The sequence below is a fragment of the Anaerobiospirillum sp. NML120511 genome, assembly GCF_023050955.1.
GTDB lineage: Bacteria > Pseudomonadota > Gammaproteobacteria > Enterobacterales > Succinivibrionaceae > Anaerobiospirillum.
In genome coordinates, this window is sequence record NZ_JALKIK010000039.1 from 1 (window position 1) to 16680 (window position 16680).

A 16680-nucleotide genomic window follows, 5' to 3' on the forward strand; every position below is an offset into this window, starting at 1 on the left:
TGCAGCAAGCGGGGTTCTTTCATCAATTTTATTCATGGCAAGTGCTCATAATTGATTTCATTTTTATTCGGCCATTTTCATTATTTTATAAGTCTACATAATTCCCCAAAATATCGGTATGCTAACAAGACCAAGGTTCTTCATTGTAAGCTCGATAGTGTCACCACTGTTTGCGCCTACTTGAAATGAGATCTTGGCATCGTTGCCTGCAGCACCGCCATTTGCTGCAATACCATAAAGGGAGTTTTTCTGCTGTCCATTAAGGATGCTTTTACCACCAAAAGTGGTCTGCTGGACTACGCGCTGCACTTCTTCAAGAAGTGAATCTACTTCGGCACTAAGAGCCTTTTTATCTTCTGTGGTGTTGGTGCCGTTATTGGCCTGTACTGCAAGGGTACGTACTTTCTGCAGCATGCCAGTAATTTCATCCATGGCACCTTCGGCGGTCTGTGCGAAAGCAATGCCGTCGTTTGCGTTGCGGTTACCCTGATTTAAACCGTTGATCTGAGTGGTCAGACGTGAGCTGATCTGCAAACCAGCAGCATCGTCTTTGGCAGAATTAATTCGAAGACCTGAACTCAGGCGTTGGTAGGTTGTCGTCAGCTGATTCTGTACATTGTTCAGATAGCGACGACCATTGAGGCTGGATATGTTTGTGTTGACATAAATAGCCATGATAACCTCTTGATCTCTCCTGGCAGCGTACGACCTAAGCATGCAACTGTCGATACGTCTGCTCAATTTAAATACTCTCGCATCCTTAACGGACATGATTGCATTGAGTATTTATCGCTCTTCGTTACCTGTAACATATGGATTTTCTTCAGTTAATCTATCAAATATAGATGTGACAATTTTGGCGTAAGATCTTGCGCAAATACCGATATATATGGCTTTTATGCAATATATCTTTATGCTCAATAAGATATTTGCAGTGTCCTCATAATAGTATTTAAATTGGTGTGTTTCTAATCATGTTGAGCGTTTCATAGACAAAATCATGGCTCACTGTATATGGATGAGTTCGTTTGATGCCAATTTAAAATGATTTGTAGAGCGATCATGTTTTTGCATAAGACTATGACTTCCTTGCATGTAATACAGGCGCAAGGCTCGGCTGATTATGGTGGGACAGGTTAGGAAAGGTACGGCCGGGCGGCTCTGTGCTGGGCCAGTGCGAAAGGGTACGGTATGCCAGTTCGGTTCAGGGCAGGACAGGGCAGGACAGGGGGATTGTAAGTGGCAGGGGCAAAGGCTAAGGGGCAGGGACAAAGATAAAGAAAAATAAAGGCTCACCCGTGAGGGTGAGCCTGTGAAAAAATGTTCTTAAAAGATTTGGAAAGTGTTTTTGGTCAGGTGTTTTTGGCGAAGATACTGATTTTCTTGTGCGTGTGAATCGACATAATGATGCCGAATGTAATCGCCAGAATAATCATGGACGTTCCGCCATATGAGACCATTGGCAACGGTACACCTACTACAGGGAGAATGCCGCTTACCATGCCGATATTGATGAATATATAGAAAGGCAGGGTAAAGGTATAGGTGCCGGCAAGGATACGGTCAAAGTTGCTTCTGGCGTTAAAGCTGATATAGACACAGCGGGCAATGATAAAGAGGTAAATGGACATAAGGATAATAAAGCCTATAAGTCCGGTTTCCTCAGCCAGCACAGCAAAAATAAAGTCGGTATGAGGCTCTGGCAGGAAGTCCAGCTGGGACTGTGAGCCCTGCAGCCAGCCTTTTCCGTAGATACCTCCTGATCCAATAGCAATCTTGGACTGGATGATGTGGTAGCCAGCTCCCAGAGGGTCTCGTTCAGGGTTCAACAGTGTCAGTACGCGCTGTTTCTGGTAGTCGTGAAGCACATAATTCCACATGATAGGCAGCGCCGTAGCACCAAGTACCACGCCTCCACCAATCCACCAGAAGCTCAGGCCTGCAAGGAATATGGCAATAATACCTGAGGTTGCTACCAGAATACCGGTACCAAGGTCAGGCTGCATGGCGATGAGCACTGTAGGAACAGCCACCAGAACAAAGGCAATAATGATATTTATCTTGCGTGGAGGGATGCTCTCGCGGGAGAGGAAAGCTGCAATGGTCAAAGGCATGGTGAGCTTTAGGAACTCAGATGGCTGAATACGCATAAAGCCGATATTAAGCCAGCGCTGTGCGCCTTTGGAGATATCACCAAAGAGCTCCACCATCAGCAGAAAGCCCAGACATACAATGTAGGTATAAAGAGCTGTCTTGGCCAATAATTTAGGCGGTACCTGCGCAACAATCACCATGGCAAGGAAAGCCATGCTGGTACGCACCACCTGACGCTCCAGCATTTCAATATGCTGTCCTGAGGCAGAATACAGGACAAAAAGAGACAGGCCCAGGGTCATAAGCAGGCCAATAAGCAGTGGCAGATCAATATGCCAGCGCACCAGCAGCGGCAGCTTCTTTCCGCCATTGGCTCTCTCAAAAGCGTCAAAATCTGATTTTGCCATTTGTCCTGCCCTCAGTCAGGGGGAGATTAAAAAGGATTAGCAACTGTACTGCATTGGTTACGTGCATTGTTTACATGCATTGTTACCTGCTCTGACAGCAGATACCAGACGACTGCACGTGATCAGTGGGCCTCGAGCATGAGTTTGCGCTCAGTTGTAAACAGCTGCACTACTTGACCTCTACTGTGCCACCCATGCCAAATTTGATGGTCTGTGGGACCTTTTCGCCCATGTAACCTGATGGGTAGAGCTCAAAGTAGCGGTCCATGATCTTGCGTACTACCGGTGCTGCTACAGAGGAACCGCCACCTTCATTCTCAAGAATGATGCCCACCAGAATACGTGGACGGTAGTAAGGGGCAAAAGCTACAAACAGTGCGTTATCACGGTGCTCGGTCTTCAGGGCGTTGGCGTCATACTTCTCGCCCTGCTTGATGGCCACAATCTGAGCGGTACCGGACTTGCCGGCGGCCTTGTATTCGGTCTTGGCAAAGGCACGGCGACCTGTGCCCTCAGAGCTGTTGATAACAAGGTACATGCCGGCACGAGCCACATCAAAATAACTCTTGTCCTTGACCTTAAGTCTCTTGCCAGTGTCAGGATCTTCAAAGTTATGGATGATGCTCATGCTCTTTGGGTCAACCACATCTTTCATCAGATGCGGGGTAACAAAGCGGCCATGGTTAGCCAGCATGGCATTGGCCTTGACCAGCTGAATAAGAGTAGTGGTCCAGTAGCCCTGTCCGATGCCGATAGGGATAGTATCGCCTATATGCCAGCCCTGCTTATAACGGCGGAGCTTCCATTCCTGAGATGGATTGATACCAAGGGACTCTTCATGAATATCGATACCAGAGGCCTTACCAAAGCCATAGAGATCAAGATACTTGTTAATAGTATCAATGGTAGCCCTGTGAGCAAGGTCATAGAAGAAAGTATCGGCCGAAAGAGAAATGGCACGGTATACGTCCAGCCAGCCGTGACCCCATGCTCTCCAGTCACGGAAGCGGTGGGTAGAGCCTGGCAGACTGAAAGATGGTCCACCAAAGAACGAGCTGGTAGGGGTAATAAGACCTTCGTTCAGACCCATGATGGCAAGCAGCGGCTTGATTGTGGAGGCCGGTGAGTAGCCACCCTGAGTAACACGGTTAATAAGAGGTCGTCCCGGGTTATTGAGCAGAGCTGAATACTCACGGGTACGGATACCGCGTACGAACAGATTAGGGTCGTAAGATGGATTGGAGTAGAAAGCCAGAATACCGCCTGTAGCCGGTTCCATGGCTACAATGGCTCCCTTCATGTCACCAAGCAGCTCCTGGGCATAGTACTGAAGACGTATGTCCAGAGTCAGGGTGATGTCGCGCCCATGTACAGGAGGGTTGTACTTGAGAGTACGCAGAATCTGGCCGTGGCTGTTAACCTCAACCTCGCGTGATCCTGTAGTACCGTGAAGCTCATCTTCATAAAAGCGCTCAATACCCAGCTTGCCGATGGCAGAGGTGCCTTCGTAGTTTTCAATTTTGCCCTGCTCGGTCAGCTTTTCCACGTCATCAGCATTGATACGGGAAACATAACCAATAGCATGGGTAGTAGTGCTGGAAAAAGGATAGTAACGCTTGAGATCAGAGGAAATCTGAACGTTAGGGTACTTGTGACGGTTTACTGAGAAAGTGGAGATCTGATCTTCACTGAGAGAGTCGGCAATTTCCACACCCTTGAAACGCTGGCGGGTACGTGACAGAGCCAGAATATTGTCAATGTCAGCCTGAGTAAGGCCAAGCTTCATCAGACGGTCAAGGTTTCTGACCGTATCGAGGGTGGAGATTTCCTTGTTTGGAAAGATAATAAGATGGAATACCGGACGGTTTTCGGCCAGTACCACATGATTGCGATCGTAGATAATGCCGCGCTGCGGGACTACTGGCAGTACGCGAATACGGTTTACATTGGAGCGGGTCTGATAGTCCTCATGGGACATGACCTGAAGATAGTAGAGGTTGCCAAAGAGAATTAAAAAGCACAGAGCTACGACCAGGCAGCCCAGGAATACACGCAGTCTGAAAATGCGGACTTCCTGCTCTTCACTTTTGTCTACGCCTGACTGGGAAGAAGGTCTTTTTACCTTCTCGACCTTTTCCTGGAAAATCGAACGCTTCTTTGGTTTGCGCTTTTTGAACAACACGAAGGCTACCTGAATACACACAAAGGGCTCTGCAGCTGCTTTGGCAGTCAGTCAGAGACGGATTGAAGAGGAAAGAGGGCCTGTACCTAATCCGGGCAATATCATGCAGCCTGCTGGCTGACATGAGCCGCAATATCACAGAACAAATACCCCGCACACCGGCCTGATTGACCTCATGGGGGATAAGCCACTGCCTGGCCGTCCATAACGAAACAGTTCTCTGGTAAGCCGAAGACCTTACCTTATGGCCAGGATATTTATTTTATGACCGCCTGCCACTTTGAAAGTTCAAAGTATCAGGCAGGTTCATCGAAAAACAGACTTACAGACTATGTCAATGATTAACAGACTGACAGCCTGATGATAAGGCCTGAACTGCCGCTGTGCCCGCACTTATGCAGACTGAGCATGGGGCCATGGACCGGTTATGCCTGCGCAGTGCCAGCACTTATGCTGGCTTAGCATGGGACAATGGACCGGTTTTGCCAGCGCCGGGTGGCGCGAGTGCATTGTGGCGCGGGCGCTGTAAGCCGTGCTCAGGCGTAGAGTCAGGTCCGGACCTGGGCGGCTTATCTGTCAGGCACGGTGATAAGGCAGGCCAGCGTCTATGCTGTAGGCGCGATAGAGCGTTTCTGCAATGAATACGCGTACCAGCGGATGAGGCAGGGTCAGCTTTGACAGGGAAATGGTTTCATTGGCCCGATCAAGCACCTCACGGGTCAGTCCCTCAGGACCACCAATGATGATAACCACATCGCTGCCCAGCTGCTGGTAGTCATGAATTTTGTCGGCCAGCTCCATTGAGGTGTACTGGCGGCCATGTTCATCAAGTGCTACCACATGGGCACGCTTTGGCAGAGCTTCAAGAATGGCTTTGGCCTCGATTTCCCTGGCCTTGTCCGAGGTGCTCTTGCCTGTACGGCGCACCGGTTCAATCTCCTGAAGAACCAGCTGCATGTGGGGAGGCATACGCTTCTGATACTCGGTAAAACCGGTAGTAATCCAGGCTGGCATTTTGGTGCCTACAGCCAGAAGAATAAATTTCATTGCTGCTGCCGCCTCAGTATCAGGCCTCGTCTTCGGTGAGGCCTGCGGCCATGCACTTGTAGAGGTTTTCCAGCTGATAACGCTGACGCTCACTTTCCTGAAGGATGTGTACCATTACGGTATCGATATCAACAATTACCCACTTGCCTTCCTGCTCACCTGAGACAGATACGCCGTGAATGTCGTGTTTGGCCAGATACTCAACCAGACGGTCTGCCATGGCGCTGACATGACGGTTGGAGGTACCGGTGGTGATTACCATGACATCGGCAATGGAGCAGTGCTCATGAACATCAATATGGACAGTGTCCTGAGCCTTGGAGGAATCAAGAGAGGCAAGGGCAAGCTCAAGGAGCTGCTCAGTGGTGTAATCTTTTGAGCTGTACAAAGAAAATACTTCCTAAATTAATCTTAACTCTCCGGGAACTGTCATCCCGGGATGTCACCGCAGGCATCTTCAGAGTACTTTTCCCTCTGAATTATGTCAGTTTCAGCCAATAAAAGGCCTTTGCAGCCACTGGTGAACAAAATCGATAGTTTATACCCCACAAGGGGCGATTTTGCAAGAGCTTTTGCCATGAATAAGGGCCCCATGGTGCAAGGGCACAACATGAGGTCAGTGCAGCCATAACGTGCAGCGGCCAGAGCCTTGAATCTGTATTAACTGTCATGGATCAGCCAGTAGAACAGGGGACATGATTATGTCACTGTTGTCCTGGACTGAGCACAGCATAGAGCTTTATAAAACTGCAGTATGACTCATGAGCATGAGTCGGAGCAAAGAAAGAGATGAGCTGGCCCGGAAATGCAGCCTGGTGCATCTGCCGCCAGGCTGGTGCAGCTGCAGAGCTATTGCTCTTGAAATGCAGCAGGGCCGGTATAAACCGGCCCTGAGCATGGAGACAGGCTCAGACCTGAGCTGCCGCTGCCATTTGTATGGGCTGTGTTATGCCCTGCAGACTGCGCCCCTGAGTGATAATTAGCTGCGTTGCTTACCATGATGGAGACGGCACCAGCTGCTGCTTTGCAGAGGCTTGTAATAAAGCCATGCCTACAAATAGCTTATCAGCCTCACATGGCTGTCTTACTGTCTGGTATCAGGTGAGCCTGGCTGTCCGGCTTCCCGGGCATCCATCATTCATGGATACTTGGAATCATGGCTTGCAGCCTGTCAGTCGTGCGTACGGCCAGTCTGGCAGTGGGACAGCGCGATGATGGCCAGCATGGCAGTCATGCTGCGCGATGGTGGTCTGTTAGTGGTTAGAAGGTCAGTACGCTGAATTCTTCGCTCTTGAGGCGGGCCTTGAGGACCTCGATGAATTTCTCACTGTCTGCTGGCAGGGCCGGGCCGCTGTAGTTTGATGGCAGGGCGGTATTGCCCTTTTCATCTTTGAGCTGCTCGGTATGAGTAATGACATGAACCAGATAGCGGAAAGCGTGGTACAGGGCTGTGGCCAGTCTGTCCTTGCTTAAGGCCGGGTCGATAATATGCTCAGTCTCATCCCAGTCCGGCTCTGGCAGCTGCTCGCGCTCATACAGAGTAGGGATATCTCCCTCTTTGTAAGTCCAGTTGCTGATGTTCGAGGCCAGCTCACGAACCAGGTCACTTACTGTGCGGTCATTATCAAGCAGGGCACCCATGCCTATGCTTTCCCAGGTACCGTCAATTAACAGTGCCAGAGCCGGCTCTTCAAGGAAAAAGGCCTCATCGGCTGCAGCTGAGGTAAATGGCTGTTCTGCTTTGTCAGGACGTACCAGAGTAAGGCGGGAGAACATCATGCCCTGAACAGGACCGCAATCTTTAAGGGCCGAAAGGTCCAGAATCACATTCCAGCATGGCAGTGAGCTCAGTACATCGCAGGTATTGAGCAGGTTGTTGAGGTCGCAGTAGCGGCTGGCATCCTCATTTACCTTAATTACCTGACGGTTAAGAGCTGCAGTCTGCACATGGGTAAAAATACCAATGTTCTCAAAGAGAGTGTCGTGATCTTCACTTTCAGGATTTAAAAACTCACCAAAGAGCTGCTCCTTATCCTTTGTTTCAGTAAAGATACCGGCAAATTCATAGTAATCGGCATAAACACTCTCAGGATGGGATACTTCATCAAGGCTGACAGCAAATGGACGGGCAGAGCCCTTTGCCTTGCCCTTATCCTGAGCATGGGCCTTATCAGCCTGACCACCGCTGTGGCCATTACTGCCTTTTGCACCGGCTTCATGAGCATTGCCTGTGGCCATGCCCTTGCCCTTGCCATTAACGTTAACCTTGCCATTACCCTTGCCCTTGGCAGAGCTGTCTGCAGCAGCGTCTCGGGCCTTGCTCTTTGCTTTGGCTTTGCCAGAGTTGTTACTGCGGGCGGCGGTCTTTTTCTTATACTGGTCAAGGATAGCGCTGATAACGCGGTTAGCCTCCAGAGCTGCACCGGTAAGCTCTTCACCCTTGTCATTTAATACCGGAGCATTGTCTTCCCTCGCTCCTGACTCGTCGGCATCACTGCCTGAGCGCTCATCTGACACAGGGGTACTGTTTACGGCTGGCAGGGCAGCGCTCATGCGCTCATGGCAGGCAAACAGAGCCGCAAAGTTGTCAGCCAGAGTATCAAACTCACTGATGAGCTCGAGCCTGTCATTGCAATAGTCGATCAGGGAAGTGATAAATTCCTGGTCATGTTTTTCCATGGCTTATTTCCTCTGTCAGGTCCGTTGTCAGACACGTGTAGCGTTACCAGTTAAATGTCAGGCCCATGGGGCTCAGGCTCTGGAGCCAGACATACAGGCCGGCTTAGTAATCAGGGCCTTAACCTTGCCAGTTGTGGCCTGGTCAGCTGGTGAAAATGCGATCGTAATTGTAGCTTAATGCAGCAGTCTCCACAGTGGAGACCGGCATAAGGCTGCGCAGGCGGGTGACACGTCCGGCAAGAGCGCGGCAGTAGTCGCCCAGCAGATTGTTAAGCTGCCTTTCAAACTCAGGACTGTTGAGATCAATCTCCCTTCCGTCAGCAAGGCGCATCATGCAGCGCGGCCGTGCAGTCCTGACCTGACTGTTAACTGCGTCGGCCAATGACTCTTCAAGTTCAGGCTCACTGCCATCGCCAAAACTCATGCTCATGCCGTCAAGGGCGGCACAGCCAGCCACCCGTCCAGCCACTCCGCAAGCCTCAGTCCCGGAGGCATATGCCTTATCCTCAGCGTCATCAGACGCCGCCACTTCAGCTTTTACAGACTGAGCACGCAGCTGCAGGTAGTCCTGAACACCGCTGTGTTCCCAGTCGATACCAAAGAAGGTGCCAGGTGCTCCAGCTAATGCGCTCATGTTTCCAGCACACGGCCCTGACAGTTCCTCAGTGGCCAGCTCCTGACAGGATGTCTTATGACAGCAAGCCTCCTGTGAGCCCGTCTTCTCTGTATCGGCTGAGGAGGAGTCAGACCGGTCAGGGCGGGAGCTGTCTTCACTGTCCTCATCGACCTCAGTCAGGCGGCCATGGCAGATATCATCAAGCAGCGGTGGCAGCAGCCATTTTTCCTGATGGATAAGCTCCTGCCCATTAACTACACGCAACAGAGCACAGTCACCAAGCTCTACCAGCAGTCGTATGGAGCCAGGTGGCGGAATATCCAGTGCAGCAGATGTCAGATCGTGAACATAACTTTCATTAGGCAGGGCGTCATCACGGCGCATGCGCAGTCTGATAACGTCATCCTCTACAGCATCGGCCTCACCGGCAGCAATCAGAAAGTCAGCCTCATCACGGTTAAGCGGCATGCAGGGCATACCCGTGAGATCAACAACAAAACAGATTTGCTGCTGCATGGTCATAAGACCGGCAGCAGGTGATCCTGTGAGCCGGCCTGAGACATGCAGGCTGTAATGACGGCGGCTTTGACTGACAGCTTTCATCAGGCTCTCACAGGCAGCATGTTTGCCCTGAGCCTCTTCACCTGAGTGCGAACGGGCTGCAGCCTCAATGCCCAGGCGCACCTCGCGTACGTTGCCACCGCCAGCAGCGCCGCCAGCGGCGCTGTGGCTGTTGCCTGCGGCGCTGTGGCTGCAGCCAGCCGGGCTGTCCGCCTCTACGGCTGCCGTGCCGCGACGTACCATCTCATCAAGCTCACTGCGCCTTACGCCAGCAGGACTGCTCGCTGCCCGACGGGCAGCAGGATGCATTCTGACCACACCCTCAGGCACAACGCCATCAGTTGCCGATTTTGCAGTCAAACCGGCTGCAGCATCAGTCGCCTCCGCCTGAGCAGCTGGCACACGGGACGCAGCTGCTGCAGCGGCGTCCCGGGCTGTGGCGGCAGCGTCAGCTGCTGCGGCGGCAGAAGCTGGCGGGGCTGACGGTTGCTTTAGCGGAGCCAGGTCATCGTAGGTGCTCTCAAGCAGTGAGCGCAGATTTGGTTTGGCCGGGCGCTCCAGATGAGTGGTGATAAAAAGCGGGCGCGGCGGATCCATGGTGTTGGGAATATGGATACGCGAATTACTTTCGTCCACATAATTGCTGTCATTTACCGCCCTGATATCAGATTCGGCAAAAAATGACTGGGAACCACGGCCCTCGGTGGCCAGCAGATTGGGACCAAAGTAATCACTTGAGGTAGAGTTCATGCGCTCTACCTGCAGTTCGGCATGGGTACCCTGACGGCGCTGCTCATCTTCATCGCGCAGCCTTTCTTCAAGGCGTCGGTAAAAGCGCTCCCACAGCCTGCGCTTGCGCAGCAGTTCAAGCTCAGTAAGGTCTACCGAGGGATCAAGCTCGGCACTGCTTTTAAAGCTTCTGTCATGACGGCGCTCACGCAGGTCCTCAGCATCGAGCACCGGAGGCATGCTCTCAAGCAGGCGCTTTTGCTTTTCTGTAGGACGGTAGCGCAGACGCGAGTTTTCATCCACCACATAGGAGGCATCATTTTCCTCATCATCCTGGAAAAATGAACCAATTCCTATGGGATTGCTGGCCCGGCTGATCGGATCGGAGCCCATTACGGCCTCAAAAGGATCAGGGGCCTCTGCACGGGTTGCCTGAGCTACCCAGCGCTTAATATCCTCCTCAGGAGGTGGTGGCGGCTCTTCAGGCTTGATGCCCTGAGCCATGCGCTTCATGCTCTCAGGCAGACTGTCATAGAGATCAGACTGAGGCAGCGGATCTTTATCCTTTTTCTTACCCTTGCCCGATCCGGCACGGCTGCTCTTTTTCCCGCCCTTGCTGCCAGAGTCACTGGCCTTGCGGCCGGATGCGCCTTTGCCGCTGCCTGAGGCGCTTTCACCGGCTGCCGTATCGACGGCTACAGAGCCTGAATCATCTGCCTCAGCGTCAGTTATGCTCTGATCTTTTGAGCTGCCATCTCCAGAGCGACTCTTGCCTCTGGTAGCGCGTTTGCCTTTGGCACCCCTGTCTGACTGAGATCTCTGTCCTTTGCCGGACCGGCTTTGAGATGGTTGCTCTTCTTCAGGTTCATCACGGCCAAAGTCACCCTCAAGCCCGGCAAAAAGACCGGGCTCAAAGGGCTCTTTGTCATGGCTGTCATGAGTGTGAGCCGCACTGCCAGGGCCTCTGCCAGTGTCCGCAGCGGCTCGCGAGCTTGCTGCATCTGCGCCAGAGCTGGCGGTGCCAGTGACTGCAGCTGCCGCACTGATGCTGGTGTCAGCGTCTGGGGCTGTGGCTGGAGCTGCAGAGGCCCGGGATGACCTGCCGGTTGATTTTCCTGAGGATGCGGAGCGCTTGGACATGGGAAACAGCCTGGTCGAAGAAAAACAAAGGCCCGTAAAGTGCAGCCAGGGGCTGATGCTTCAGGGCCGTAAGGTGCAGCTCAAATGGCTGCATTGTGGACTGGGCGGGCCGCACTGGGGGCCGTTATGGTCAGACTGGGGCGCGCCTGGTGGGAGTGGTGTTATGCGGCCTGGCTTATTTGACCCAGGCGCAGAAAGTGTGGTCAGCGCCAAACAGACGCATGCCCTTTTTGGTTTTGGTTGGCTGAGGATTGCCCGGTGCCTTTACGGACTTGCCTGAGGCATCAACGAGACTGCCCATATTGTTGAGCAGGTGCAGATATATGCACAGGGCACGGCGGGCCATTTTATCGTAGGACTGAAGGTTCTCAATAACTATGGCCTTGTCCTTGTCACTGCATGATTCAGCATCACTACACTCGATAATAATGCCCTTTGTAAACTGCTCGAGGAATTCGTTTACCGTGCCTTTGAAGGTCAGGTCCACAAAAGGTCCCTGCACAAAGGTGCCGTCCTCAAGAATTATTACTGAGCTCAGATTGTTAGGGGCACCGGCAGGCTCACCGTCAACGGCGGAGTCAGCTGCATCGCTGTTTTCCGGAGTCATGATGCCAAAGCTGCGATGGAAGATAATGCCATAAGGCTTTTTATCATCCCAGATCATGTCCTGATTGGTGATGTTGATACACATGGCCCACTGAGGCATATGGGCAAAAGCTGTTGCCGGCACATCAAGCTGACTTTCATCCCACTGGGTTTTCTCCACATGGTAAATACTGCGCAGCTTTTCCCAGGCAAGAACGGCACACAGCTGCTCAGCCTCGTAATATTCTTCAGTTGCGTGTTCCATATAAGGCTCAAGCTGTGGATATTTGAGCCTGTAGTTCATGTAAAAGACGCCATTGATGCACATGTAAACCTGATCATAAGGCCACTTAGGTGCAGGTTTGCCGCTGGCATTCTTAAGGCTGGTAGCGCCAATACGGGCGGCCGTTACCGAGCTCTTAAGTCCCTCGGTAAAAGCGGCATACTCAAGAATAAGGGCGGGCAGTTTCTGATCAAACTCATGTGCTTCCATAGCAAAAACCTAAATTAGACAATTTCACGGGCAGGCCGCCCTCACCTGAGGCCGGCCTGCAGCCATAACGCAAAGCCGCAAGGCCGCGCGGCCGCAGTCTGTGGCCAGCGGCTGGCGGCTTTACTGCGCGGCAGGGCGCTTGCGCCTGTGCTGCAACAGCCGGTCTGGCGGGCAGACAGTGCCGTAATGATAGCACAGGCCACAGGAGGCGCTGTGCCGGTAGCTGTGCCGGGAGGTGTGCCAGGCTGGACTGATATTTATGGGGCAGCAGGGGCAAAAAGGCCCAGCTTCCTGATGGCATTAAGTTCTGAGGGACTGAGATATCTGGCCAGCTGTTCTTGCTGCTCAGGGCTCAGATCCAGCTCAGGAGTGTTCAGCAGAGCTCTGAGCTCAGTGGAGCTGATATCAAAGTCGGCATTGTTCATGAAGATAAAGCTGTTTCCCGCAGCGCCATCGCAGCTGTGAGCGGACTGACCATGGTCCATGCCCATGCCCATGCCCATGCCATTGGCACTGGCAGTGGCTGTCCCAGTGCAAGTGGCAGTGCCTGGGGCTGTGCCATGGCCCGGGACGGGAGCATGGCTGTCAGGCTGACTGTCAGGCAGACGGTGCTGTGCATGGCGGGCGTTGACTGTATTGATATGCTCGCGCACTGCCGGGGGCAGGTCATTAAGGCTGTAGCCCGGGCGGGTCAGCACGGCAATGGACGCAAGGTCGATAAGGCGGTCCCAGTTTTTCCAGGTATCAAGCTTGAGCAGCGAGTCCATGCCCAGAATAAAGATCAGGTCTGCATCGTGATGAAGCTCTTTGAGGCGCGTCAGAGTGCCATGGGTAAAGTGCTTCATGGTGGGATCATGCTCAACAAGCGAGATGTCCATGCGGGAGGCTGTGCCGGCGTCCTCATCAGCTTTATTGCCTGCAGCGGCGCCACCGACGGCGCTGTCGGCGGTACTGTCGGCATTGCTGTCATCAATGGCTGGAGATGAGATGGCTGTGCCGTACTGGGAGGACGGGGCGGCTGAGGCTGCGGCCCTGACATCGGCAAGGGCCAGCTCAAGGAGCTGTACTCTTATCTGGTAGTCAAGATAAAGGGCGCTTTTATGCGGCGGTACGGCATTGGGCATGAAGTAGAGCATGTCCAGCTCCAGCTCTTTTACTGCCTGCTGGGCTGTTCTGATATGGCCCATGTGTACGGGATTAAAAGAGCCGCCGTAATAGGCAATGCGTTTCATCAGGCCTCCGCGTGTTCATCATTGCTCTGTCTGTGCCGGGGCTGTAGCTGAGCCACGGTATAGTCTCCTGACTTTGTCTGACATGGTTCGGCTATGGTCCTTGCCATGGCAGGTGGCCATGGCAGGTGGGCAGATCAGGCAAAGGTGGTGTTGAGGCAGTGGGCCTCACGGTGGCGGCCCAGGGCCATGCGCTGCAGGGCCAGGTAGGCGCGCTCCAGATCATAATTGGAGTAGGCCTGGGATGCTTCGGCAAGGCAGCTGGTAAGGAAGTTGAGCATTTCAACCGGCATCTTTCTGATAGCCTTGAGATGGGCGTCCTGAGCCTGACGTACCTTGATATTGTTCTTCATGAAAAAGGCCGTAATGCTGCGATCGTCGGCATTGCCTATGTTTTCCATCTTGCCTCTGTATACGGCATTGAGGCTTTCATCAAGGCGCATGATGAGCAGGTTTAGGGCTGTGTTCAGGCCTGAATTTTCTGCTGAGCAGAATGAGCTGATGATATTGAGGGACTTGAGCGGCTCGGCATTGAGTATGGCTACCGGCAGCTCATAGCCTGTATAGCGGGCATCCTGAGCAAAGTAGGTATCGGCCTCATCAAGAGTAAGCGGGCCTGAGGTGGAGCTTTCCGATCTGAGCAGCTGCATGAGCTGCAGGGACTGGTCTATGACCATAAGATTGTTGTCACAGGCGCTGGCAATGTAATCAAGGGCCTCAGGGCTGATGGTCAGACCATATTTGCGGGCATCAGTGGTAATCCAGCTCTTAAGCTGCTCGCCCTCAGGCGGATAGATAATTTCAATGCTGGCACCGGCTCCCTTAAGCCAGGCAAGGGCCTCCTTTTTGCGGGCCTCAATGCCGCCACGGGTACCACGGCTCTCTTTCTTTTTCTTGCCGCTGTTCTGTTGCTCAAGAGCGCGGGCACCATCGGAACCGGCCACAAAGCTGGCAAATTTGCGCAGCTCATCAGGGTTTTTAGGCTCGCATTTGTTAAGTGAGGCGTTAATGCGGTTCATTTCCACAATGACAAAGAGGCCGGGACGGAAAGAAGCGGCAATAACCTTAAAGAGCTCTACGGCAGTGGCATCATAGTCCCTGAGCACAATCTTGATAATGCGGTCTCCGCCAAAAAGGCCGGGATCGGCCATTTCCGACTCAATTTCCTTGAGGTTGGGGCCACCGGGCCCGCTGATTTCCGAAAATGTGTAGAGCAGAAACTCGGCATCAGGCATGGCCTTGCGGGCTCTGGTAATCAGGTCCGTAGAGCGCTCCAGCCTGAGCATGGGATCATCACAGCAGATAAGGTAAATATCGCTCTGGGCAGTTTTAGTGGAGGCCATAGTGCTTTTCCTCAGGCTCAGGGGCGCACAGGCGCCTGATGGCAGGTTACACGCTGCGCGCCTGACCTGGTCAGGGCGCGCTGCATGCCTCTTTATGACAGTGAAGCCTGATTGCATGGCACTTCAGTGCCCGGCACTCAGGCTGGCTCACAATGAATAAATATCACGTACCGGTCGCCGCTGCCTGCGGCAGCGTGTGCTGCCACAGCATGCATAGCCCCATCATGCGCTGACGCGCCTGCAGGAGGTCTCCGGCAGGCGGCACCCTTCTTGCTGCAGGCCTCAGGGGCAGGGCTACGGACGGCCCTCAATGGGGCTGGACATCAGTATGGTGCTACTGGTGCCTTGTGCAGACGCTCAGGGCGCACATCAGGCAGCTCCCACTTGCGGGCCTTGCGTACATGCTCACCAGGATCTCCTGGCAGTGGCGCGCCAACAGGAGCTGCGGTGGCCGGAGTACGGCGCAGCAGGGCATTGCCATTGTCGAGCTGATCGAGGGTCACAACAGTGCCGGTGGCGCTTTCGTAGCTGTCCTGTGCCTGCAGGGCCTCAATGAGAGTCATGCCGGTAGAGCGCTCGCCCGGATCGATGCTTTCCTCATCGGAAGATAGCAGCTCATAAGGCTGAGGCACGGCCACATCAGGGTCGGTAGAGCGGCCCAGATAGCCAAGACGGAAGACCAGGTCGTCAGCCAGCTGGCTTAAGGTTTCTTCAATAACTGTACTCTTTTCAGTGTCAGCTGCCAGAGACTGACCTGGCTTGTTAAGTACTGAGCGGGTAATGGAGTTGCGCATCACTATAGGACGGTGATTAGGTACGCTCAGGGTGGCGGCCACGTAAATCACAATGGCATTTTCAATGGCCTGGGCACGGGAGTTTACCGATACCACATTGTCGGAAATGTCAGGATGAGGAATCATCAGGCTTGGGATGGTGCCGTTATTTTCCGGCTCATAGTCTGACGACTGGGCATGGACACGTACGCCATTGGCCTTGAGGCGCAAAATTACCTTGCGGTAGAAGTCACTGTTGTAATCACCTGTGACTACAATTTCAGGAATGGTTTCATCAAGAGGGGCCTGATTGGGCAGATTAAAGCCACAGCCACTTACCAGTACTCCGGTGGCGGCGGCCACGGCCAGCATGCGTACAGGCATTGAGGCGGCGCGGCCTGTCATGGCAAAGGCACGCAGCGGCGCGGCAAGGACGCGGCCGAGCACAGAGGTACTGCGACGCAGTGCTGCCGGAGCTGATGAAAAAATTCCTGAGAGCATAGTGGTTTAACTCCACGATAAAACTGTCTGTGCAGGCCTTCAGGCCTGGCAGGGGGCGGCCATGGCCTGACCATCAGGCTGAGCCTGTGGCCACGGCCAGGTGGCCATGTGCCTGGAGCTGCCGCCTGAAGCGCGGCGGCACCGGCACCGGCACTTAGGGGCCGTGAGCCCTGATATATGAATGAGTGCTCATTATAATGCCACATGGGGGCATAAAAAAGCCCGCCATAAAGGCGGGCTGTGGGCATGCAGACGCTGCAGGGGCCGGGCTCTGGCCCGGCGCCAGGTGCAGCGCGGGCAC

At 53.4% G+C, this 16680-nt stretch carries 10 protein-coding genes and 1 pseudogene; all 11 read right to left on the reverse strand.

The annotated features are described in order from the left end of the window. Nucleotides 1–255: 255 nt before the first annotated feature. Nucleotides 256–675 (reverse strand): annotated as a pseudogene (locus tag MXE39_RS10015) (flagellin); the annotation flags it as partial. Between the two features lie 677 nt (nt 676–1352). After that, a complete protein-coding gene (gene rodA / locus MXE39_RS10020) occupies nt 1353–2501 on the reverse strand; it encodes a rod shape-determining protein RodA (protein WP_246977210.1) in 1149 nt (382 codons plus the stop codon). Nucleotides 2502–2670: 169 nt separating this feature from the next. Continuing rightward, the gene (gene mrdA / locus MXE39_RS10025; protein ID WP_246977211.1) at nt 2671–4683 is read right to left on the reverse strand and encodes a penicillin-binding protein 2; all 2013 of its coding nucleotides are present in this window, start codon (nt 4681–4683) and stop codon (nt 2671–2673) included. A gap of 576 nt (nt 4684–5259) precedes the next feature. Continuing rightward, nucleotides 5260–5730, reverse strand: a complete 471-nt coding sequence (gene rlmH, locus MXE39_RS10030; protein ID WP_246977212.1) for a 23S rRNA (pseudouridine(1915)-N(3))-methyltransferase RlmH — start codon at nt 5728–5730, stop codon at nt 5260–5262. 19 nt (nt 5731–5749) lie between these two features. Further along, complete coding sequence (gene rsfS, locus MXE39_RS10035) at nt 5750–6118, reverse strand: ribosome silencing factor (RefSeq protein WP_246977213.1); 369 nt, start codon at nt 6116–6118, stop codon at nt 5750–5752. An 872-nt stretch (nt 6119–6990) separates the two neighbouring features. Beyond that, on the reverse strand, nt 6991–8409 hold the full coding sequence (locus MXE39_RS10040) for a hypothetical protein (protein WP_246977214.1): 1419 nt from the start codon (nt 8407–8409) through the stop codon (nt 6991–6993). Between the two features lie 142 nt (nt 8410–8551). Then, nucleotides 8552–11455: a hypothetical protein gene (locus MXE39_RS10045; RefSeq protein ID WP_246977215.1), complete on the reverse strand. Its 2904-nt coding sequence runs from the start codon at nt 11453–11455 to the stop codon at nt 8552–8554. Between the two features lie 175 nt (nt 11456–11630). Then, on the reverse strand, nt 11631–12533 hold the full coding sequence (locus MXE39_RS10050; RefSeq protein ID WP_246977216.1) for a hypothetical protein: 903 nt from the start codon (nt 12531–12533) through the stop codon (nt 11631–11633). 257 nt (nt 12534–12790) lie between these two features. Further along, nucleotides 12791–13765: an adenylyltransferase/cytidyltransferase family protein gene (locus MXE39_RS10055; protein ID WP_246977217.1), complete on the reverse strand. Its 975-nt coding sequence runs from the start codon at nt 13763–13765 to the stop codon at nt 12791–12793. A 134-nt stretch (nt 13766–13899) separates the two neighbouring features. Beyond that, complete coding sequence (locus MXE39_RS10060) at nt 13900–15105, reverse strand: hypothetical protein (RefSeq protein ID WP_246977218.1); 1206 nt, start codon at nt 15103–15105, stop codon at nt 13900–13902. Between the two features lie 323 nt (nt 15106–15428). Continuing rightward, on the reverse strand, nt 15429–16379 hold the full coding sequence (gene lptE, locus MXE39_RS10065) for an LPS assembly lipoprotein LptE (protein WP_246977219.1): 951 nt from the start codon (nt 16377–16379) through the stop codon (nt 15429–15431). Nucleotides 16380–16680 lie beyond the last annotated feature (301 nt).

Coding starts and splice junctions, on each gene's coding strand:
- MXE39_RS10045 (WP_246977215.1), bottom strand. CDS start 11,455: ATGTCCAAGCGCTCCGCATCCTCAGGAAAATCAACCGGCAGGTCATCC.
- MXE39_RS10060 (WP_246977218.1), bottom strand. CDS start 15,105: ATGGCCTCCACTAAAACTGCCCAGAGCGATATTTACCTTATCTGCTGT.
- MXE39_RS10050 (WP_246977216.1), bottom strand. CDS start 12,533: ATGGAAGCACATGAGTTTGATCAGAAACTGCCCGCCCTTATTCTTGAG.
- MXE39_RS10040 (WP_246977214.1), bottom strand. CDS start 8,409: ATGGAAAAACATGACCAGGAATTTATCACTTCCCTGATCGACTATTGC.
- rodA (WP_246977210.1), bottom strand. CDS start 2,501: ATGGCAAAATCAGATTTTGACGCTTTTGAGAGAGCCAATGGCGGAAAG.
- MXE39_RS10055 (WP_246977217.1), bottom strand. CDS start 13,765: ATGAAACGCATTGCCTATTACGGCGGCTCTTTTAATCCCGTACACATG.
- lptE (WP_246977219.1), bottom strand. CDS start 16,379: ATGCTCTCAGGAATTTTTTCATCAGCTCCGGCAGCACTGCGTCGCAGT.
- rlmH (WP_246977212.1), bottom strand. CDS start 5,730: ATGAAATTTATTCTTCTGGCTGTAGGCACCAAAATGCCAGCCTGGATT.